Here is a 20,748-nt window from a genome sequence, read left to right on the forward strand (position 1 = left end):
AGTCTCTGAGATTGCATAAATAAAATTCGTCTCAAATAGGAGTCCAAATATTGTAAAAAAGAGGCTGTTCATTTTCGGACAGCCTCTTTTTTATGTTTTGAAGGTAATCAAATCCAGTCTGCAGGATTCTCTAATACTTTTATCAGTTTCTCTTCTTCACTTCCTGCTTCAGGATGATGATTGTAAACCCATTGCACATGAGGAGGAAGGCTCATCAGAATACTTTCGATTCTTCCGTTGGTTTTTAATCCAAATAATGTGCCCTTGTCTTGAACCAGATTAAACTCCACATAACGACCCCGGCGGATTTCCTGCCAGTTTCTGTTTTCCGGAGTGTAAGAAAGATTCTTTCTTCTTTCTACAATTGGTACATACGCTTCCAGGAAACTGTTTCCAACTTCAGTTACGAAATCGTACCAGTTTTCCATTGACATTGACTCATTTGCCTTGCAATAATCAAAGAATAAACCGCCAAGACCGCGGGCTTCATTTCGGTGTGCATTCCAAAAATATGAATCACACTGTTTTTTATATTTCGGATAAAACTCCGGATTGTGTTTGTCGCAAGCCGTTTTACAGGTTTTATGAAAGTGTTTCGCATCTTCTTCAAACAAATAATAAGGCGTTAAATCCTGTCCGCCACCAAACCATTGCTGAATCACATTTCCTGATTCATCGTACATTTCAAAATAACGCCAGTTGGCATGAACCGTTGGAACCATTGGGTTTTTTGGGTGAATCACCAGACTTAATCCACAAGCAAAGAAATCGGCTTCGCCAACGCCAAACATTTTTTGCATGGTTTCAGGCAATTTCCCATGAACGGCTGAAATATTGACACCGCCTTTTTCAAAAACTGCTCCGTTTTCAATAACACGTGTTCTTCCGCCACCCCCTTCAGGACGTTTCCATAAATCCTCACGGAATTTTGTGGTTTCGTCAACGGCTTCTAATCCTGCTACAATTTGGTCTTGTAATTGTTGTATGTATGCGTAAAATTTGTCTTTCATTGTCATTATTTTTTGGCTTTCGCCGAAGCAATTTTCGAATTTATCCCAAAAGAAAAGACTTTGCTTTCTGATTGGATATATTGATAAACAGCCAAAGCCTTATCTTCAAAATTGTAGTTTTCAACTTTTGAAAAATCTATTAAAAAATCTGCAAACTGTTCTAATTGTTCCCAGTCAAAATGAAGATGCATCAATAATTCGATTAAATCTTCATTGGAATGATCAACTAAGGTTTCAATGTTTAGCGCGAATTCTTTTAATTGATTTTCAATATTCGTTTTATCTAAATCATTCAAAGGCTGAGGTACAAAAACAAGAGTACGCAATGTTTTTAGAACATTGTCGATTCTGATTTTTTCTTCGTCTCTTAAACCTTTGTTGAGCATGATTTTCTCTTATTTCTTTATCTTGCAAGGTTTTCAAAACCTTGTAGGTATCTTTATGTGTTTTTATCTGAATTCATTTCCAATTAGCTCTTCAAGGTTTCGAAGACCTTAGAATAAAAGCTGTGATTACTCAAAAGTATACGTCTCATTTATAAGGTCATTCTTTTGATTGTGATAAAAAATGAAGTTCTCCAAATCTCCAAATAAATTTATAATCTCATTCCTTTCTATTTTTGTCTCTTTATCAGATAAATAGGTCTGATAGGATGAAAATTGGAAACTTTTGAAATCTAAATCAAAATGATGTTTAGGATTCAAATGAATATAAACAATCAATTGTTTTAAATAAGTTTCGTCTTTTAATTTTATTCTTTTGAAATGTTTTTTAAATAAACTTCTAGTTCTGTTAACTTGCTTATTGAAAGCTTTTGCATATGAATTAAACAAGTTTGAAAATGCCTGAGTAACCTCTTTTTCTTCTGAATTAAGTCGAATAACTAAATGAAAATGATTATTCATTAAACAATATGCAAAAATTGAAATTTTATCTTTGGAATATTTAGCTAACTGTTTTAAGAAATAAAGCTTGTTAGTGTCATTTTCAAAAATGGTTGTTCCGTTTATTCCTCTGTTATATATATGATAATAACAATCTTTTTCTAAAACTTCTAATTTCATATTGATATTGCTTATCCTGCGACGTTTTCAATATAGATAATTTAGTTTATACCTACAAGGTTTTGGAAACCTTGCAGGAATGGACACGGAATACTTTCAACTTATTTACTGTCCGTATTCCTTAACCGCATCAATAAACGCTTTGGCATGATCTACAGGAATATTTGGTAAAATTCCGTGACCTAAATTTACGATATATTTATCTTTTCCGAATTCGTCGATCATTTCATGAACCATTTTTTTGATGGTTGGAATTGGAGAAAGCAATCTTGACGGATCAAAGTTTCCTTGTAACGTAATGTTTCCTCCAGATAAATAACGCGCATTCCTTGCCGAACAAGTCCAGTCTACACCTAATGCAGAAGCTTTACTTTTACCCATTTCATTTAGTGCAAACCAGCATCCTTTTCCGAAAACAATAACTGGAGTAATTTCAGCTAAAGCATCAACAATCTGGTTGATGTATTTCCATGAGAATTCCTGATAATCAACCGGAGACAACATTCCTCCCCAGGAATCAAAAATCTGAACGGCATTCACTCCCGATTTTACTTTTTCTTTCAAATATAAAATCGTTGTGTCTGTAATTTTTTGCAATAAAGTATGTGCTGCAACCGGGTTTGAAAAGCAGAAACCTTTTGCAGTGTCAAAACTCTTAGAACCTTTTCCTTCAACAGCATAACAGAAAATGGTCCATGGTGAACCTGCAAAACCAATAAGCGGAACCTCATCGTTCAGCATTTCTTTGGTTAATTTAACTGCATCAAAAACATATCCTAAAGTTTCGTTTACATCCGGTACATAGACCTGATTGACCTGTTCTATGGTGCGAATTGGATCCGGAATAATTGGACCCAAATTGTCTTTCAATTCCACATGAATTCCCATTGCGCGGGGAACAACCAAAATATCTGAGAATAAAATGGCAGCATCAGGAGCAATCCTACGAATAGGCTGAACTGTAATTTCTGCAGCCAGTTCAGGAGTTTCGCAACGGGTAAAGAAATCATATTTATCACGAAGGGCTCTGAATTCCGGCAAATATCTTCCTGCCTGACGCATCATCCATACAGGTGGACGCTGAACGGTTTCTCCTTTTAATGCTTTTAAAAATAGGTCGTTTTTTAACATCTCTTATTTCTTTATCCTGCAAGGTTTCCAAAACCTTGTAGGTATTGTTTTTAATTAATATATACACCTGCAAGGTTTTGGAAACCTTGCAGGAATTTGGTTTGTTACTTATATTCCTGAATTACATTTTCGATCACATCTTCAATTGTAGGCTGATCTGCGACGATGATGTTTTTAGTAATTTTTGATAAAGCATCTGCGGTTGTATCACCAATGCAGAAACAGATTTGTTTATTTATGGAATTGTCTTTCAGATAACTCTTAACACCAGAAGGACTGAAAAACAATACTGCTTCAGGATTTCCTTTTATTTTTTGCGGCTGCAATGTTGTGTCGTAAACCTGAATTTCATTGAATTTAATTCCGTTTTCTTTTAAAGCTTCAGGCAAAGTATCTCTTCTAAGATTCCCGCTGAAAAAGGTATAACTCTCACTACTGTAAATCAAAGTGATAATTTCTGCCAAATCTGAAGCGTAACCTGTATAGGCAACAACGTTGAAGCCGTTATCTGTCAATAAGGTTTTGGTCTTAAGTCCAACGCAATACACGTTTTTCTTTTTGAGTTCTTCCGATTTTGGATGTGATAAAACGCTATGAACGGCATTCTGACTTGTAAAAATCAGGCTTTCGTTGAGGTCTTTTAATTCAAAAGGTTTGTTTTCGGTTTTGATGAAATCGGCTTCGATTACTTCAATACCATATTTCATCAATTCCTGCTTATGAAGAGGCGATAATATTTTAGTTGATAGTATTTGAACTTGGTTTGCCATTATTTTTTCAGAGAATCTTTAATGGTTTGCATCAATTCCGTTCCGCCATTATTCAAAATCTCCTGAGCCGAGTTAAAACCTAATTTTTTCCATTCTGAGATATCAACTGTTTTATCGATTTCCAGTTTTTGTTTCCCATCAATAGAAAGTAAAACGCCTTGAAAATGCAAAGCGTCTTCATCTTCATTATAGGTAACCAAAGACCCGATTGGCGCTGTACATCCGCCTTCAAGTGTTCTTAAAAACTGACGTTCTATATAAGTACAAATCTCAGTTTCAATATGATTTAATTGCGAAAGTGCATCAAGCGTATAATTGTCATTTTCCATTGCCACAACCAGCATCGCTCCCTGCGCTGGTGCGGGAATCATCCAGTCGAGATTGATAACGTTTTCCGGTTTTAGGTTAATGCGTTCCAAACCTGCAGCTGCAAAAACAGCTCCGTCCCAGTCGTTATCCTGAAGTTTCTGCATCCGCGTATTTACGTTTCCGCGTAAATCAACAACCGTATGATTTGGATATTTATTGAACCATTGTGCCTGGCGACGCAGACTTCCGGTTGCAATAGTACTTGGATTGGCGAAATCAGGATTTCCTTTGTGTACCAAAATATCCAATACATTTGCTCTTTCCAAAACAGCTGCCTGAACGATTCCTTTTGGTAAAGCTGTCGGAACATCTTTCATAGAATGTACGGCAATATCAATATCACCATTGATCATAGCAATATCTAAGGTTTTTGTAAAAATTCCGGTAATTCCGAGTTCGTAGAGGGGTTTGTCGAGAATAATATCTCCTTGTGATTTTACGGCAATAATTTCAGTTTTGTAGCCTAAATCGTTTAACTTTTTTTCAACGGTGTGCGCTTGCCAAAGTGCGAGTTCACTATCGCGCGTTCCTATTCTAATAACTTTTTGAGCCATATTTTTTTGGATCCTTAAAAGTAAGGAACATTCTGTTTAACTATTTATGAAAGGTTGATTTTATATTTTTCTTCAACTGCAGAAGGAATGTTTTTTGGTGCAAGCTGTCCAATCTGGAATACTTTCTCAATGAACTCAATACTATCATCAATTGAGGTGTTCTCGTCTTTTAAGTGACTGGCAAACTGGCTGGTGATTTTTTGAATAATTCTGGAACTAATCAATTCAGCCTGTTCTTCATCAAAATTCAGCATTTTCTTTCTTTGAAAAGCAAGTTCTCCGGAAACAATATCGTTTAGTTTAGCTTTTAATGCATGAATAGTTGGGGCGTATTTGCGGCCGTTCACCCAGGTGTTCAATTCTAATTTCATATCCTCGATTATAGCTTCGGCAGCGGGAATATGCTGTTTTCTTCTTTCGAGTGTATCATCAGTCATCTGTGACAAATAATCCAGATGAATTAAAGTTACACCCGGTGTTTGTTCTACATCAGGATTTACATTTCTCGGAATAGATAAATCCAGTATCAGTAACGGTTTTTTTAAGTTGAGTAATGTTTTGTCGATAGTTGGGTTTTTTGCACCTGTTGCTACAACCAAAACATCGGCTTGTTGTATTTCTTCCTGCAGATTAGCGTAGTCTTTTACAATAACATTTAGTTTTCCCGCTAGTATTTCAGCTTTGTTTTTGGTTCTGTTGATAAGGGTAATATGGCCATTTTTAGTATGTTTTACTAAATTTTCGCAGGTATTGCGCCCTATTTTTCCAGTTCCGAAAAGCAGAATGTTTTTGTTTCCGATGTCTTCTACGTTTTTGATGATATATTGAACTGATGCAAATGAAACTGATGTTGCACCAGAAGAAATTTCAGTATCTGTTTTGACTTTTTTGCTTGCCTGAATAACGCTGTTGACAAGACGGTCAATAAAAGTATTAATTAACCCCTCAGCTTTACTAAGGTTAAAAGCAATTTTAATTTGACTGATAATCTCAAAATCACCAAGGATTTGGCTGTCTAAACCTGTCCCCACACGAAACATGTGGTTTATGGCTTCCTGATTTTTGTAGATATAGGCAACTTCGCGAAATTCCTCTACAGAACCATTACTGTTATCGCAAAGTAATTTGATTAATTCGTACGGATGATTCGCAAAACCATAAATTTCGGTTCTGTTACAAGTCGAGGTAACAATTAATGATTCTATTCCTTCGGCTTTAGCCTGAGCCAGCAAATCAGATTGTGCCTTAGTGTCTAAACTAAATTTCCCTCTAATGGTAGCGTCTGCTTTTTTATAACTTAAACCTAAAGCGTAAAAAGTGGTGGTTCTGGACATGTTAAAATTTTCCATATTATACTTTCCTTAAAAAGTTCAACAAAATTATTACTAACTATTTTATAAAAACAACGCTAGAGGTACTTTTTATATCGCTATGGAATAAATTGATTCATTTTGGCTATTCTAATTAGGATTTATTGCCTTTTATAATGATATCAAGGATTCAACAATTTGTTATGTATATTTATTCTAAATAACAGCCTGGCTTTTGTTTTAAATATTGTACGAAAAAATATCGCTATGAGTTCAAATAAATGTTTTTGTGATTATATATTATTTACTTTCATAAATACTATAAAGTCTAAAGATAAAAAAACAGCTTCATGAAAGAAAACCCTACCTTTTTAATAGGATAGGGTTTTTATGAAATCAATTATTTCTGAACAATTGGTGTTCTCAATGATTCTAATACAGCTACAATATCGGTGTAAAGTTCTGTATTTGAAGCAACACCATTAGCATTAGCTGCAGCACCAACATATCCTTCGAATTTTGTATATTCTGCATTACTGGCTTTTGTTCCCATACGTTTATTGACTGCCGGATCATGTGCAGCCACCATGTTTAAGCCTGAATAAGTATTCACAGCATTAGTACCGCCTGTATTAAAGGAGAAGAAATTAGTAAGATTGTCTGATAATTTAGCAATATTGGTAGCCTGCGTATCACCTGTTTCTGCTAAAAGAGGGGCAAAGTGTGCCTGTAAATTACCAGATGCATTTGACTGAATGTCGGCTACAATTAATCCTATAGTAGAGTTTACAACTTTGCGGAAACTTAAACGTCCCTGTTCAATCATTTGTCCTTGGTTATCGGGATCTGAAACCATTGTAGTTCCGCCTAAACGAGTATAAATAGTCGCTTTTACTGGAGCAGGATCATCATCATTGCTGCAGGAAATTAAAGTTGCCGATGCCATTATCAGAACACTAAGTGTAATTTTAGAAAAATTTTTCATAATAAAATATTTAAAGGGTTAATTAAAAAACTGATTTATTTTTTGAGATAATTTATAGCTCCTACTATTTTGATTTACCGGACAAACTTCTTTGTTCGCTAAGTGAGCCGGTAAAATATAACGTTTGGCTTCGTAAGGTCTTTTACTCATTAATTCATTATATACTTTTTCGGAATTTGTGATTTTATTGTTATGGAAATAAACAACCACATTTCTTTTAACGATAATAGAATCTGATGTCAGTCCTTTGATTAATCGCAAATCAGAGCATATTTGTCTGGCCTCAACAGAATCTATGTCTGTTTTAAAATCAATTCGGCTTACCTGTAAATTTGGATTTTCATAAACTCCAGGTTTGGCAGTAATAATGTGAAAAAGCAAAATGCCTAAAAATAATACGGTAATTAGCAATGCTGTTCGAAATATCTTTTTTATTTTTTTGTTGATTTTCATATCTGTGTTTTTAAAATGATTAGATTTTAAAGATGATATACGAGTGTTTTTTTCGGACGGTTTTGTTTTTATATAAGAAACATACTAATTTAGAATTGTTATGAATAACTTAAGGTGTTGTTTTTATGGAGTAAGTATTCCGGTAAAGTTTGCTGTTAGAATACTCTGGAGAGATTGAATCCAAAACGGATAATTGATTTTTATTAAGTGAATTTGCAGATCTGTTCAGGTGTGTCGCATAATCAATATTCAGATCGAATCTATTTTGAAATAATGCACCAAAACAATAAAGATTTTATAAATTTAGAAGCAAGTAAACGATAAACCGTTAAAAAGATTTAATTTTGAAAGGCCAATTATTCGTTTTAATTAACTAGAATAGTAACTTGAAAAAGTAAATCAAAAATGGAGGAAGAAATAAAAATTGAAGAGGATTTTACACTTATCCGTTTTCAAAACGATGGTTCAGAACCTTTTTTTGCACAGCGTGAAGTAGGTAGTGGTTTGATACAGTTTCATTTCGGGCTAAAAGGCAATGCTAAATTCCTTTTCAATCAGGGCAATTATGCTTTAGAATTAAAAGAAGAAAAGTCTTTGCTTTTATACAATCCGCAAAAAGAATTACCACTGAATTTAGAATTAACTCCTAATTCATGGGTAATCTCGGTTATTGTTTCCATCAAAAAATTCCACGCACTCTTTTCTGCCGAGGCGGATTATATTACTTTCTTAAGCGCTGATAATAAAGATAAAAAGTATTACAACGAAGCAAATATCAGTCCGTCAATGGCGATTGTACTGAGCCAGTTGTTTCATTATAATCTTCATCCATCCATCAAAAACCTGTATTATAAAGGAAAGGGATACGAATTACTGAGTCTGTATTTTAACAGAACCGAAGACCCAAATGCTGAGCAATGTCCTTTTTTGATTGATGAGGATAATGTTCTGAAAATCCGAAAAGCAAAAGAAATCGTAATTGCTAATATGGCAGAGCCGCCAGGATTACAAGAATTAGCAGATCAGATTGGTTTGAATCTGAAGAAACTGAAAATGGGTTTCAAGCAAATTTATGGCGACACGGTTTACGGATTTCTGTTTGATTACAAAATGGATTTTGCCCGAAAACTATTAGACAGCGGTTCTTATAACGTAAACGAGGTAGGATTGAAAATCGGCTATAGCACTGGAAGTCATTTTATAGCGGCATTCAAAAAAAAATTTGGTACAACGCCGAAAAAGTATTTGATGTCGATTAATGCGAATGTGTAATTTATAAACTACGAATTTTTCAATTGAAATTTGCTTTAATCTGTGTAAATCTGCGTGAAAAATTTCTCGAATTAGTTAAAATCAATTTTGAATATTCAACCATAATTAAAAAGTAACAATTATCATATTTCACAAAAGCAGCAAGTACTACTTTTGCCGAAATTTTTAAAAGCAAATAAAAGCTTAAAGCAATAAAAAAAATATAAATGAAAGGCGTATTATTAGTAAACTTAGGTTCTCCGGAAAGTCCAACACCAAAAGATGTAAAACCGTATTTAGATGAATTTTTAATGGATAAATACGTAATCGATGTTCCGTATTTATTAAGAGCATTATTAGTTCGTGGCATTATTCTGAGAAAAAGACCCGAAGAATCCGCACACGCTTACGCAAAAATCTGGTGGGACGAAGGTTCACCTTTGGTAGTTCTTTCTGAAAGAATGCAGAAAAAAGTACAGCCTTTGGTAAATGTGCCAGTTGCATTAGCAATGCGCTATGGAAGTATGACCATCGAAAAAGGACTTCAGGAATTACATGATAAAGGTGTTACCGAAGTATTACTTTTTCCTTTGTATCCGCAATATGCAATGGCTTCAACCTTGACAATTTTAGTTAAAGCTGAAGAAATTCGTAAAAAGAAATTTCCGGAAATGACTTTTACCGATGTCCCTGCGTTTTACAACAAACCGGATTATATTAAAAATCTTGCCGATTCAATCAAAAAGCATTTAGTTGGATTTGATTATGATCACTTGTTGTTTTCATACCACGGAATCCCGGAACGTCATATCCGTAAAACAGATGTAACCAAATCGCACTGTAAAATCGATGGTTCCTGCTGTAACACGCCATCTCCGGCACATGATTTTTGTTACCGTCACCAATGTTACGAAACCACAAAGCAGGTCATTAAACTATTAGGGCTTCCGGAAGATAAATACAGTCTGACATTCCAGTCGCGTTTGGCGGGCGATAAATGGCTTGAGCCTTACACCGACGTAGAAATTGATAAAATGCCGGCAAAAGGAATCAAGAAATTAGCGGTTGTAACACCAGCATTCGTTTCAGATTGTTTAGAGACTTTAGAGGAAATCGCCATGCGTGCCAAAGAAGATTTTGAAGCCAATGGAGGAGAAGAGTTTTTGGCAATTCCGTGTCTGAATGATGATGACGAATGGTGTGAAACCGTCGGGAACTGGATTAATGAGTGGGCTGAGAGAAAATAGAAGAAAGAGCAAAGAAAAAAGATTTAAATGGAATATTATAACTACATAAAATCACTGCATCTCATTTTTGTAATTACCTGGTTTGCAGGATTGTTTTATATTGTGCGTCTGTTTGTGTATCAAATCGAAGCCAGTGAAAAACCATCTCCTGAAAAGGAAATTCTGCAGGCGCAATACAAAATTATGGCTTACCGTTTGTGGTACATTATTACATGGCCATCGGCGGTTTTGGCGAGTATTTTTGCTTTTTGGATGCTGTTTTTCACGGATTTAGGAAATGCGTGGCTCAAAATGCCCTGGATGCACATTAAATTAGGTTTCGTTTTTCTATTGTATCTGTATCATTTAAAATGCCATCAGATTTTTAAACAATTACAAAATAATGAGGTGAAATATTCCAGTAATTATATGCGTTTATGGAATGAAGGCGCCACTATTATACTATTTGCTATTGTTTTTTTAGTAGTTTTAAAAAGTGCCTTCAACTGGATCTTCGGCGTAGTCGGAATCATTTTATTCTCCGTTTTACTTATGTTAGGCTTTAAATTTTATAAACGAATTAGAGAAAAAAAATAGTTTTTTTAGTTTCAGGTTTCAAGTTGAAAAATGTAACGTAACCTGAAACCTGAAACAAATAAAACAAAAGTAATGCTGAACAACTTCAAAATGTCAATGCTATCACTGCGAATCAGGATTTTCCTGTCGATGATTGTATTGATTGTTGTGGCATCATTTTTACTGGCTTCCATTTCTATTATTCAGTTTAAGAATGAAGCCAAAGAATACCATCAGGAACGTCTTGAACGAAAGGAAAATGCTGTTAAGGAACACATCAATTATGTACTGGCAACGACAACGTATCCTTTAAAAACAGCCAATCTGGATTTAATTTTTAAAGACAAAATTCACGAATTAGCCCAGATTCACAAAATCGAAATCAATATTTATAGTCTCAAAGGAAAATTATTAAAATCCTCGAAAGAATCTTTTGCCGTTGATAAAGTCGCAGCTCCAATTCCTGATTTTATTTTAAAACTGGTTCGCTCTTCTATCGAAAAGCGTTTTGTCGACATCAAAACGATTGATGGAGTAAAAAACAGATCTTCTTATAGTTTAATCAAAGACGAAAAATTCAAACCACTCGGAATACTGAATCTGCCTTATCTGGAAGACGATGGCTATTACGATAACGAATTGAATACTTTTCTGATTCGTCTGAGTCAGGTTTATTCTTTTATGCTGATTGTGGCTTTCGCATTAGCATATTTCCTTTCAACCTATATTACAAAATCACTAAAAACCATTTCAGATCGTTTGGAAGAAACCAATCTCGACCAGAAAAACGAAAAAATTGTTTTAGAAGCCAATAGCAAGGAAGTCAACTTCCTGATCAAAGCCTATAACGGAATGGTTGATAAACTGGAAACCAGTGCCATCAAACTGGCACAAAGCGAACGTGAAGAAGCATGGCGGGAAATGGCAAAACAAGTGGCACACGAAATTAAAAACCCGCTTACGCCTATGCGTTTGACGGTGCAGAGTTTTCAACGAAAGTTTGATCCGAATGATCCTGATGTTAAACAAAAAATGAATGATTATTCTGAAACCTTAATTCAGCAGATTGATACGATGACTTCTGTAGCTTCCGCATTTTCTAACTTTGCTTCCATGCCGGCGCAGCAAAATGAAACCTTAAATGTTGTTGAGGTTGTAGAATTGGCACTTGATATTTTTAACGAAGATTATATTGTTTTTGAAAGTGATGAGCAAGAAATTATCTCAAAAATGGATCGTACACAATTGATTCGTGTCATTACCAATTTAGTAAAAAATGCAACACAGGCAATTCCGGAAAGTCAATTGCAAAAATCAATTCTGGTCACAGTAAAAAGGATCGATGATAACGTGGAGATAGCTGTAAATGACAACGGAATCGGGATCCAGAAACAAGATACAGGTCGGGTATTTGAACCTAAATTCACCACTAAAACAAGTGGAATGGGACTTGGTCTTGGAATTATAAAAAACATCATCGAAAATTACAAAGGAACAATTACCTTTGAGTCAGCTTACGGAAAAGGAACCACTTTTAAGGTCTCTTTGCCCATTACAAATTCTTAAAATACGGCGTTATGAACTACGAAAATATTTTAATCTCTATTGAAGATAAAGTCGCAACAATTACAATCAACAGACCCGAAAAACTGAATGCCTTGAATAAAGCGACTATCAGCGACCTTAGTAAAGCATTTAAATTATTAGGTAAAAATGACGATGTCAGGGTTATCATTCTAACCGGAAGCGGTGAAAAAGCTTTTGTTGCAGGAGCTGACATTTCAGAATTTGCCAATTACACAATTGCAGAAGGAGCTGAATTAGCAGCTGAAGGTCAGGAATCTTTATTCGATTATATCGAAAGTCTGAAAAAGCCTGTAATTGCTTCCGTAAACGGCTTTGCATTGGGTGGCGGACTCGAGCTTGCTATGGCCTGTCATTTTCGGATTGCTTCGGTTAATGCCAAAATGGGATTGCCGGAAGTAAGCTTAGGATTAATTCCGGGTTACGGAGGAACACAACGCCTTCCGCAATTAATTGGAAAAGGCCGTGCAATGGAAATGATCATGACGGCATCAATGATCTCTGCAGAAGAAGCACTTCAATATGGTTTGGTAAATCATGTAGTGCCACAGACAGAACTTTTATCGTTTACAAACGTAATTGCGCACAAAATTATTAAAAATGCCCCTTTTGCAATCAACAAAGCAATAAAAGCAATCAATGCTAATTTTGCAGACGGCAAAAATGGTTTTGAATATGAAATAAAAGCGTTCGGAAAATGCTTTGGCACTCAGGATTTTAAAGAAGGAACAAGTGCATTTTTAGAAAAACGAAAAGCTGTATTTACAGGAAAATAGGCTATTCCACAAATTAGCACAAAGATTTCACAGAGGACACACCAAAAAAAATAAAACGAAGCTTTGTGTAAACTTTGCGAAATCTTTATGCAACTTTGCGAAACAATTATCTAAAACAATTATTATGTACGAACCAATATTTGCTCTTTTTTGCGAGCGTGCCAAAGAAAGCATACAAGCCGGAACCTTTGCCAAACTTACTCTGGCCAAAACTATCGGGGATACAGAAATCAAAAACATCTATTTCAGATTGGTGCTGAATGAAGATGATACCCTTTCAATTTCACTAACAACCCGTTACAAAACAGAAGAAACAGAGAGCATCCATACATTAGATGAAGCTTTACTGATTTTAGGAACGTATATCAAAAAACCATTTTTGACCGCTTTGCTTTTTACAACAGATAATGACATAACGTTCAAAGTAAACAAAAAGAACGCCGGAAGTATAATCGAACAGCCGCCAACATTCAAAAACGTATCACCGGTAATGCTGGAGATGATTGAGAAAGGGATTGTTTAAATCTTAGCTATAAGTTTTTGAACAAGAAAACTATCTATTATAAAAGGCAATATTATTGTTCCCGTAAAAATAATTAGTGTCGGAATTATGTCGATTTTGTGTTTGGGTGTTTTCGAAAATTCGGGTTCTCTTAAGAAAATAGGATAATAGACATCTCGTATAATCTTATAAAGAAACAAGAAGATGAATGTTGTTTGAGATCCGAAATAAGCTAGTTTTTGTAAAGAAGAATTTTTGTTATAAAAGAAGTACGCTCCAATTATTAATAAAGCTAATCCAAAAACGAACAGTTTTAATAAAAAATCAGGTTTGTGTAATTGATCTTGTTTAAAAATGATTAAAAATAATGGGATTTGGAAAATTATATAAAATAGTAAATCAAAATTCATAACAAGATTTAATTATACAAGCTTCACAAACAAATTAGAAGCAATTTTATTCGAAATAGACAATTCTTTGTTGTCAATTTTAATTTTTACCGATAAATCGAAAGATTCCTTTGATAAGAATTCAATTTTAGAACCTAACGCAATTCCTTGTTTGTCAAGATATTTCAGGAACTCTGAAGAAGTGTCTTTTACACCTACACAGATACCGGTCTGGTGATCTGATAATTCAGAAAGTAAATATTTTTCAATTTTAATAATCCGGCCGTTGGCATCCGGAATTGGATCTCCATGCGGATCCTCCGTAGGGTTACCCAGAAAATCATCCAGACGGTTAATCAACTGCTCAGATTTGATGTGCTCCAGCTGTTCTGCGATTTCATGAACTTCGTCCCAGCTGAAATTTAGTTTTTCGACTAAAAAAACTTCCCATAAACGATGTTTTCTAACAATCATTTTTGCGGATAGTTTTCCGTTCTCTGTCAATGAAACTCCCTGGTATTTTTTGTAGTTCACCAAATCTTTCTCTGACAGTTTTTTTAGCATATCTGTTACTGATGAAGCTTTTGTTTCCATCATTTCAGCAATTGCATTTGTACTTACTTCTGTTTCAAGTGAAGCAGTCAGATGGTATATGGCTTTAAGGTAGTTTTCTTCTGAAAAGGTCATTATTTTAAGGTTCAGAGGTGCAAAGTTACAAAGGTACAGAGGAAAAATTTTGCCCCTTTGTTCCTCAGAGCCTTTGCAACTCTATTTAACAATCAACAAAGGTATCGAAATTTTATGTCTCAATTTGTCTACGGTTGTACCAAATAAAATATCTTTTAATCCAGTGTGGCCGTGGGTTCCCATTACTAAAATATCAAAATTGCCTTTGTTTATGATTTTCGGAATTACTTTGTTTGGTTTTCCAAAACCAAGTTCGGTTTTGATGCTGAAGCCTTTTTGTGTCAGCATTTCTTTGTATTCTAATAAAAGCTTTTCGTCAATAGTAGTTTCATGATCGTGAACATCAATACCATACATTAAGGCACCAACAGTTTCTACAACATGAATCAGGGTGTATTCGGTTTGCAGACCGCCTAATTCAAAAGCTTTGTTGAGTGCCGTTTCATCAGCATTCGAAAAATCTACAGAAATAGCAATGTTTTTAATACGCTGACTTTCTTTTGGTGTAAACCGCAGCTGCAGATTGTGTGGCGAATGATTTAATGTTTTCGTTTTGGCTTTCGTAATAAAGGGATTAAAAACAATGTAAAGTAATAAAGCCAGAAAGCCAAAAGCCAGTGGTACAACCGTTAACCAGAGTATTATTGGATTCTCAGAACTTTCAAGCCAGGAGCTAATCTCATCATAAACCAATTTTGCATTTAGCGAAACAATAATTGTAGCGATGATCCATGAAACAATCTGAGTAAGTTTAGAGATATGAAAACCGTTCATCTTCGACTTATCACTCACAAAATGAATTAGCGGAATAATGGCAAACCCCAGTTGTAAACTCAAGATCACCTGACTTAAAATCAGTAATTTTCCGGTTATGCTTTCGCCATAAATCAGAATCACGATTACTGCGGGAATTATGGCAATCAAACGCGTTATGATTCGGCGCACCCAGGGCTGAATTCTGAAATGCAGATAACCTTCCATTACAATTTGTCCTGCCAGTGTTCCGGTTACGGTTGAACTTTGCCCTGCGGCGATCAAGGCAATCGCAAATAAAGCCGGAGCCCATTTTGTTCCTAAAAGCGGTTCCAGAAATTGGTGTGCATCCTGGATTTCGGCAACCTCGAACATCCCGTTTCGATGGAACGTTGAAGCAGCCAGAATCAAAATGGCAGCATTTACAAAAAAGGCAAGATTTAAGGCAATTGTCGAATCGATGAAATTGTATTTCAAAGCCTGTTTGATACCTGCAGGAGTCCGGTCGAATTTTCGGGTCTGTACCAAAGAAGAGTGAAGGTAAAGATTGTGCGGCATCACTGTTGCACCAATAATTCCGATAGCAATATACAAAGCAGCCGAATTTGGAATCGAAGGAATCAGTCCTTCTAAAACCTTATGCATCTCAGGTTCGGCAAAAATCATTTCGAAAATAAAGGAAAAACCAATAATTGCAACAAGTGCAATAATAAAGGCTTCCATTTTCCGAATTCCTTTGTTGATAAGGAATAAGAGTAAAAAAGTATCCAGAACGGTGATCAAAACGGCTTCAAGAAGCGGAATTCCGAAAAGTAAATTTATTCCGATTGCCATACCGAGAACTTCTGCCAAATCACAGGCGGCAATGGCAATTTCGGCCAAAAAATACAATACATAATTGATGTATTTAGAATACGTTTCTCTTGAGGCCTGTGCAAGATCCCGCTGCGTTACGATTCCAAGGCGTGCACTTAAACTCTGTAAAAGCAAAGCCATAAGGTTACTCATTAGCAAAACCCACACAAGAGTATACCCAAACTGGCTTCCACCAGCAATATCGGTGGCCCAGTTTCCCGGATCCATATAGCCAACACTTACGAGATAAGCCGGGCCTAAAAAGGCCAGAATTTTTCTAAACCCCTTTTTTTTATGTTCGGTTGCGACTGATTGGTTTACTTCTTCTAATGATTTTGTCATTGCTAAAATATTGATTTTCCAAATATATAGAAAAATTATATTAGAGCAACAATATTTTTAGCCTTGTCTAAAAGTTAAATGTCAGAATTCAAACATTTAGGACATAAACCAGATAAGGTAAAATTGATTTCTTTCACTTTATAGTTATGTGGCATAATATAACTTGGCTTAACATTTTCAAGGCAGGTAATTTCATTACAGTTTTCACAGCTAAAATGAGCGTGATTGTGAATGTGTACGCGCTGATGGGAATGATTGCATTTTGCATATTTTACAGTCCCGTCAAGATTAGAAATTTTATGTATTATATCATCATTCATCAACCGGTCAAGGATTCTGTAAATCGTTACCCGATCACAAACATCATTTAATTGTTTTTGTATTTCGGTATGTGACAAGGCTGTTTTAGATTTCTCAAAAATCTCTAAAATCGCTGTTTTTGCTGGAGTATTACGTGTGGTTTTCATTATTTTTTTAAAATTAAAAATAAAGCAACAATGTTGCGATTGTGTAAAATGCGTATATTTGCAATAAAGTTGCGTTAACAAATGTATTAAAAATGAAAAAAATTACGACTAACTTTTATGATTTTTTAGGAATTTCCAGTGCGGCAATCTGCTTAGTTCATTGTTTGATTTTTCCAATGCTGAGCATTCTTCCTTTAGGTTTAAATCACAATCCTTTTATCGATTTGGTTTTTGCCGTTTTTGGAACATTTGCCGTTTCAAAGATTATTCAAAAATCAAATATATTAATTTCTGCGGTCTTAACTGTTTCAATGGTTTTAATTTGGTTAAGCATTTTGACGGAATTATTTCTGGATATCCATTTACACCTGATTTATTTTGGAGGAATTGGAATGATTAGCGGACATTTATTGAATTACAAATTATACAACAAACAGAATCATTAAAAATTGCATTTATGGAACAGAAGAATTTTGAAGTGATTATCATTGGAGGCAGTTACAGTGGATTGTCTGCAGCAATGAGTTTAGGGCGTTCTTTACGTCAGGTTTTAGTTATTGATAGTGGCTTGCCCTGCAACATACAAACACCGCATTCTCATAATTTTATCACGAATGATGGTGAAACTCCGGCCGCCATTGCAGCTAAAGCCAGATTACAAGTCAGCTTTTACAAAACGGTTCAGTTTTACAATGGACTTGCCATTGATGCAGTTAAAACACAAAATAGTTTCGAAATTAAAACAGAATCCGGTGAACTCTTTACTTCAAAAAAGTTATTATTCGCAACGGGAGTGAAAGATTTGCTTCCGCAGATTAAAGGTTTTGCAGTATGTTGGGGAATCTCGGTTTTACATTGTCCTTATTGTCACGGATATGAAGTCAAAAGTGAAAAAACAGCTATTGTTGCCAATGGTGAAATGGGTTTTGAATATGCAAAACTGATTTTGAACTGGACTAAGAACCTTACGTTATGTACGAACGGAAAATCTACATTAACTTCAGAACAAATACAAATTCTTAAAAATCATGGCGTTTTGGTTTTAGAAAATGAGATAGATTCTTTCGAACATAATACCGGATATATTTCAAATATTGTTTTCAAAAACGGAGAAAAGATTGCTGTAAAAGCCGTTTATGCAAGACCCCCATTTGAGCAGCATTGTCCGTTACCACAAACTTTAGGCTGCGAAGTTAACGAGCAAGGATTGATAAAAGTCGATTTTATGCAAAAGACATCAGTTTGTGGTATTTATGCAAGTGGTGATGCTACAACTCAAATGCGTTCTGTGGCTTTAGCGGTTTCTTCAGGATCTTTTGCAGGAGCGACAATAAACAAAGAACTTATTGGCGAGAAGTTTTAATACTCTTTTTTGACGGATTGAAATTGAAATGTTTTAAAAAAACTATTTCATAATAATTATTTATCAAATTTAATTTTTAGATTTGTCTAAATTTAATTTTATAACAATGAAATATTTATTTTCGGTATTGTTTTTTATTTCAGCGAAAGCCACATTTTCCCAAACTATTTCCGGAAAACTCACTTCTGATAATCCTGTAGCAGAGATTAATATCAGATTAATAAATACTGATTTTAAAGCGCAAACAGATAGCTTAGGTAATTATAGAATAGAAAATGTGCCAAAGGGAAACTATAAAATTCAGGTAACTTCGACTGGATTGAAAACCATAACCCAAAAAATTTCTGTTAATAATGAAGCTGTAATTCTTGATTTCGAATTAAAAGAAGATCAAAATGAACTGAATGAAGTGGTCGTCTCGGGAACTTTAAAACCGGTAAAACGATTAGAAAGTGCTGTTCCGGTTGAGGTTTATTCTCCAGCTTTCTTTAGGAAAAACCCAACACCAAGTATTTATGATGCACTTCAAAATATCAATGGAGTTCGTCCGCAGCTCAATTGCGGGGTTTGCAATACGGGAGATATTCATATAAATGGTCTGGAAGGACCGTACACTTTAGTTTTAATTGATGGAATGCCTATTGTCAGCAGTCTTTCGACAGTTTACGGATTATCCGGAATACCGAATTCTCTGGTCGAACGAATTGAAATCGTAAAAGGCCCGGCATCTTCTCTGTATGGAAGTGAAGCAGTTGGAGGACTAATTAACATTATCACCAAAAATCCAACAAACGCTCCTGTCTTTTCTGCTGATTATTTTACGACTTCTTATTTCGAAAGTAATCTTGATTTAGGAATGAAGTTCAATGCCGGAAAAAAAGCCACAGCAATTGTAGGCTTAAATTATTTTAATTACGATCAGGTAACGGATAAGGATCACGATAATTTTACCGATGTGACGCTTTCTGAACGAATTTCTGTTTTTAATAAATGGAGTTTTACCAGAGAAAATAATCGATTATTTACCGTGGCATTGCGTGGAATGTATGAAGACCGGTGGGGTGGGGATGTTCGCTGGGAGAAAAAATATCGGGGAGGAGACGAAATCTACGGCGAAAGTATTTACACCAAAAGAGCCGAATTGATAGGAAGTTATCAATTGCCTTTTGAAGAAAAACTGATGCTTTCGTTCTCAGGAAATGTACATTATCAGGACAGCCGTTACGGAACAACTTCGTATATCGCCAATCAGAAAATTGGTTTTTTACAATTGACCTGGGATAAAAAAATCGGCAAAAATGATTTATTGGCCGGAATTGCAAGCCGATATACTTATTACGACGATAATACAACAGCAACAAAAGATGCCGAAAGCACATGGTTGCCGGGGATTTTTGTTCAGGATGAAATTACGTTTTCACCTAAAAGTCAGGTTTTATTGGGAATGCGTTACGATTATAATTCGATTCATGGTTCAATTTTTACCCCAAGATTCGCTTACCGATTTAAGGCAAATGAAAATACGATTTTAAGATTAAACGCAGGAACCGGTTTTCGTGTGGTGAATCTTTTTACAGAAGACCATGCTGCATTAACGGGTTCCAGGGATGTTGTGATTGCAAATGATTTAAAACCGGAGGAATCGGTTAATGTGAATTTAAATTATATTCAGAAAATTAATTTTGGCAACGGAACTTTTATGGGAGTTGAAACTACGGCGTTCTACACCCGTTTCAGCAATAAAATAATTTCGGATTATGAAACGGATGCCAATAAAATCATCTACGACAACATTGAGGGTTACGCCATCAGTCAGGGAATCAGTACCAATGTCGATTTGAATTTTCCGTCGGGTCTGAAATTTATCCTGGGTGCGACATTTTTGGATAACAAAAATGTGCAAAACAGAATTTCGGAAAGACCTTTTCTAACAGAGAATTTTACAGGTACCTGGACTGTTTCCTATAAAATTCAACCGTGGAATCTAGCTGTAGACTATACCGGAAATGTATACAGTCCGATGAAACTGCCTTTATTGAGCGAAACCGATCCCAGAAGTCCTGATTCTCCCTGGTACAGCATTCAGAATATTCAGTTTACCTATTCAGGCTGGAAGAATTTTGAAGTTTACGGCGGAATCAAGAATCTTTTAAATTTCACACCAAAACAGAATAATCCGTTTTTGATTGCAGGAGCTGATGATCCTTTCGATAAAAATCCTGACGGACTGCCTTTTGATACGACTTATGTGTACGGCCAGAATCAGACCATTCGAGGATTTTGGGGATTGCGATATACGTTTAGATAAATTTTTTACATCGGATTTTACAC

The 20,748-nt window shown here is 35.2% G+C and carries 21 protein-coding genes; 9 read left to right on the forward strand and 12 right to left on the reverse strand.

The window, feature by feature from the left end:
* Positions 1–107: 107 nt before the first annotated feature.
* From hemF to DMB65_RS14540, 9 genes are all read right to left on the reverse strand, one after another.
* The gene (gene hemF / locus DMB65_RS14500; protein ID WP_110307455.1) at positions 108–1,010 is read right to left on the reverse strand and encodes an oxygen-dependent coproporphyrinogen oxidase; all 903 of its coding nucleotides are present in this window, start codon (positions 1,008–1,010) and stop codon (positions 108–110) included.
* Between the two features lie 5 nt (positions 1,011–1,015).
* On the reverse strand, positions 1,016–1,396 hold the full coding sequence (locus DMB65_RS14505; protein ID WP_110307361.1) for a hypothetical protein: 381 nt from the start codon (positions 1,394–1,396) through the stop codon (positions 1,016–1,018).
* Positions 1,397–1,522: 126 nt separating this feature from the next.
* Complete coding sequence (locus tag DMB65_RS14510; RefSeq protein WP_110307362.1) at positions 1,523–2,074, reverse strand: transposase; 552 nt, start codon at positions 2,072–2,074, stop codon at positions 1,523–1,525.
* A gap of 105 nt (positions 2,075–2,179) precedes the next feature.
* Positions 2,180–3,205, reverse strand: a complete 1,026-nt coding sequence (hemE, locus tag DMB65_RS14515; protein ID WP_110307363.1) for a uroporphyrinogen decarboxylase — start codon at positions 3,203–3,205, stop codon at positions 2,180–2,182.
* A gap of 104 nt (positions 3,206–3,309) precedes the next feature.
* Entirely contained in the window at positions 3,310–3,975 is a 666-nt protein-coding gene (locus DMB65_RS14520; RefSeq protein WP_110307364.1) for a uroporphyrinogen-III synthase, read from the reverse strand.
* The gene (gene hemC, locus DMB65_RS14525; protein WP_110307365.1) at positions 3,975–4,898 is read right to left on the reverse strand and encodes a hydroxymethylbilane synthase; all 924 of its coding nucleotides are present in this window, start codon (positions 4,896–4,898) and stop codon (positions 3,975–3,977) included. Before hemC ends, DMB65_RS14520 begins: the two co-directional genes overlap by 1 nt.
* A gap of 44 nt (positions 4,899–4,942) precedes the next feature.
* On the reverse strand, positions 4,943–6,247 hold the full coding sequence (gene hemA / locus DMB65_RS14530; protein WP_110307366.1) for a glutamyl-tRNA reductase: 1,305 nt from the start codon (positions 6,245–6,247) through the stop codon (positions 4,943–4,945).
* Between the two features lie 361 nt (positions 6,248–6,608).
* Positions 6,609–7,193 carry a globin family protein gene (locus tag DMB65_RS14535; RefSeq protein ID WP_110307367.1) on the reverse strand — a complete coding sequence of 195 codons (585 nt, stop codon included), beginning with the start codon at positions 7,191–7,193 and terminating at the stop codon, positions 6,609–6,611.
* 18 nt (positions 7,194–7,211) lie between these two features.
* A complete protein-coding gene (locus DMB65_RS14540) occupies positions 7,212–7,646 on the reverse strand; it encodes a hypothetical protein (RefSeq protein ID WP_110307368.1) in 435 nt (144 codons plus the stop codon).
* Between the two features lie 405 nt (positions 7,647–8,051).
* Here DMB65_RS14540 and DMB65_RS14545 point away from each other — a divergent pair, with 405 nt between their 5' ends.
* The 6 genes from DMB65_RS14545 (at position 8,052) to DMB65_RS14570 (ending at position 13,582) form a co-directional block, all read left to right on the forward strand.
* The gene (locus DMB65_RS14545) at positions 8,052–8,918 is read left to right on the forward strand and encodes an AraC family transcriptional regulator (RefSeq protein ID WP_110307369.1); all 867 of its coding nucleotides are present in this window, start codon (positions 8,052–8,054) and stop codon (positions 8,916–8,918) included.
* Positions 8,919–9,124: 206 nt separating this feature from the next.
* Complete coding sequence (gene hemH, locus DMB65_RS14550; RefSeq protein WP_110307370.1) at positions 9,125–10,144, forward strand: ferrochelatase; 1,020 nt, start codon at positions 9,125–9,127, stop codon at positions 10,142–10,144.
* 27 nt (positions 10,145–10,171) lie between these two features.
* Complete coding sequence (locus DMB65_RS14555) at positions 10,172–10,720, forward strand: CopD family protein (protein WP_110307371.1); 549 nt, start codon at positions 10,172–10,174, stop codon at positions 10,718–10,720.
* 129 nt (positions 10,721–10,849) lie between these two features.
* Positions 10,850–12,265, forward strand: coding sequence for an ATP-binding protein (locus DMB65_RS14560; protein WP_110307372.1), 1,416 nt, complete (start codon positions 10,850–10,852; stop codon positions 12,263–12,265).
* An 11-nt stretch (positions 12,266–12,276) separates the two neighbouring features.
* A complete protein-coding gene (locus tag DMB65_RS14565) occupies positions 12,277–13,059 on the forward strand; it encodes an enoyl-CoA hydratase/isomerase family protein (RefSeq protein ID WP_110307373.1) in 783 nt (260 codons plus the stop codon).
* A 124-nt stretch (positions 13,060–13,183) separates the two neighbouring features.
* On the forward strand, positions 13,184–13,582 hold the full coding sequence (locus DMB65_RS14570) for a hypothetical protein (RefSeq protein WP_110307374.1): 399 nt from the start codon (positions 13,184–13,186) through the stop codon (positions 13,580–13,582).
* A gap of 401 nt (positions 13,583–13,983) precedes the next feature.
* On the opposite strand, the gene DMB65_RS14580 is transcribed toward DMB65_RS14570, so the two are convergent.
* The 3 genes from DMB65_RS14580 to DMB65_RS14590 all read right to left on the reverse strand — a co-directional run bounded on the left by DMB65_RS14580 (position 13,984) and on the right by DMB65_RS14590 (position 17,054).
* Positions 13,984–14,637 carry a metal-dependent transcriptional regulator gene (locus tag DMB65_RS14580; protein WP_110307376.1) on the reverse strand — a complete coding sequence of 218 codons (654 nt, stop codon included), beginning with the start codon at positions 14,635–14,637 and terminating at the stop codon, positions 13,984–13,986.
* A gap of 81 nt (positions 14,638–14,718) precedes the next feature.
* The gene (locus DMB65_RS14585; RefSeq protein WP_110307377.1) at positions 14,719–16,587 is read right to left on the reverse strand and encodes an Nramp family divalent metal transporter; all 1,869 of its coding nucleotides are present in this window, start codon (positions 16,585–16,587) and stop codon (positions 14,719–14,721) included.
* Positions 16,588–16,661: 74 nt separating this feature from the next.
* The gene (locus tag DMB65_RS14590) at positions 16,662–17,054 is read right to left on the reverse strand and encodes a Fur family transcriptional regulator (protein WP_110307378.1); all 393 of its coding nucleotides are present in this window, start codon (positions 17,052–17,054) and stop codon (positions 16,662–16,664) included.
* Positions 17,055–17,146: 92 nt separating this feature from the next.
* Here DMB65_RS14590 and DMB65_RS14595 point away from each other — a divergent pair, with 92 nt between their 5' ends.
* From DMB65_RS14595 to DMB65_RS14605, 3 genes are all read left to right on the forward strand, one after another.
* Positions 17,147–17,500 (forward strand): MerC domain-containing protein, encoded by a 354-nt coding sequence (locus tag DMB65_RS14595; RefSeq protein ID WP_110307379.1) that lies wholly within the window; start codon positions 17,147–17,149, stop codon positions 17,498–17,500.
* An 11-nt stretch (positions 17,501–17,511) separates the two neighbouring features.
* On the forward strand, positions 17,512–18,417 hold the full coding sequence (locus DMB65_RS14600) for an NAD(P)/FAD-dependent oxidoreductase (RefSeq protein WP_110307380.1): 906 nt from the start codon (positions 17,512–17,514) through the stop codon (positions 18,415–18,417).
* 106 nt (positions 18,418–18,523) lie between these two features.
* The gene (locus tag DMB65_RS14605) at positions 18,524–20,725 is read left to right on the forward strand and encodes a TonB-dependent receptor (RefSeq protein ID WP_110307381.1); all 2,202 of its coding nucleotides are present in this window, start codon (positions 18,524–18,526) and stop codon (positions 20,723–20,725) included.
* Positions 20,726–20,748: the final 23 nt, after the last annotated feature.

This window comes from Flavobacterium cheongpyeongense (genome assembly GCF_003202435.1).
Lineage (GTDB): Bacteria > Bacteroidota > Bacteroidia > Flavobacteriales > Flavobacteriaceae > Flavobacterium > Flavobacterium cheongpyeongense.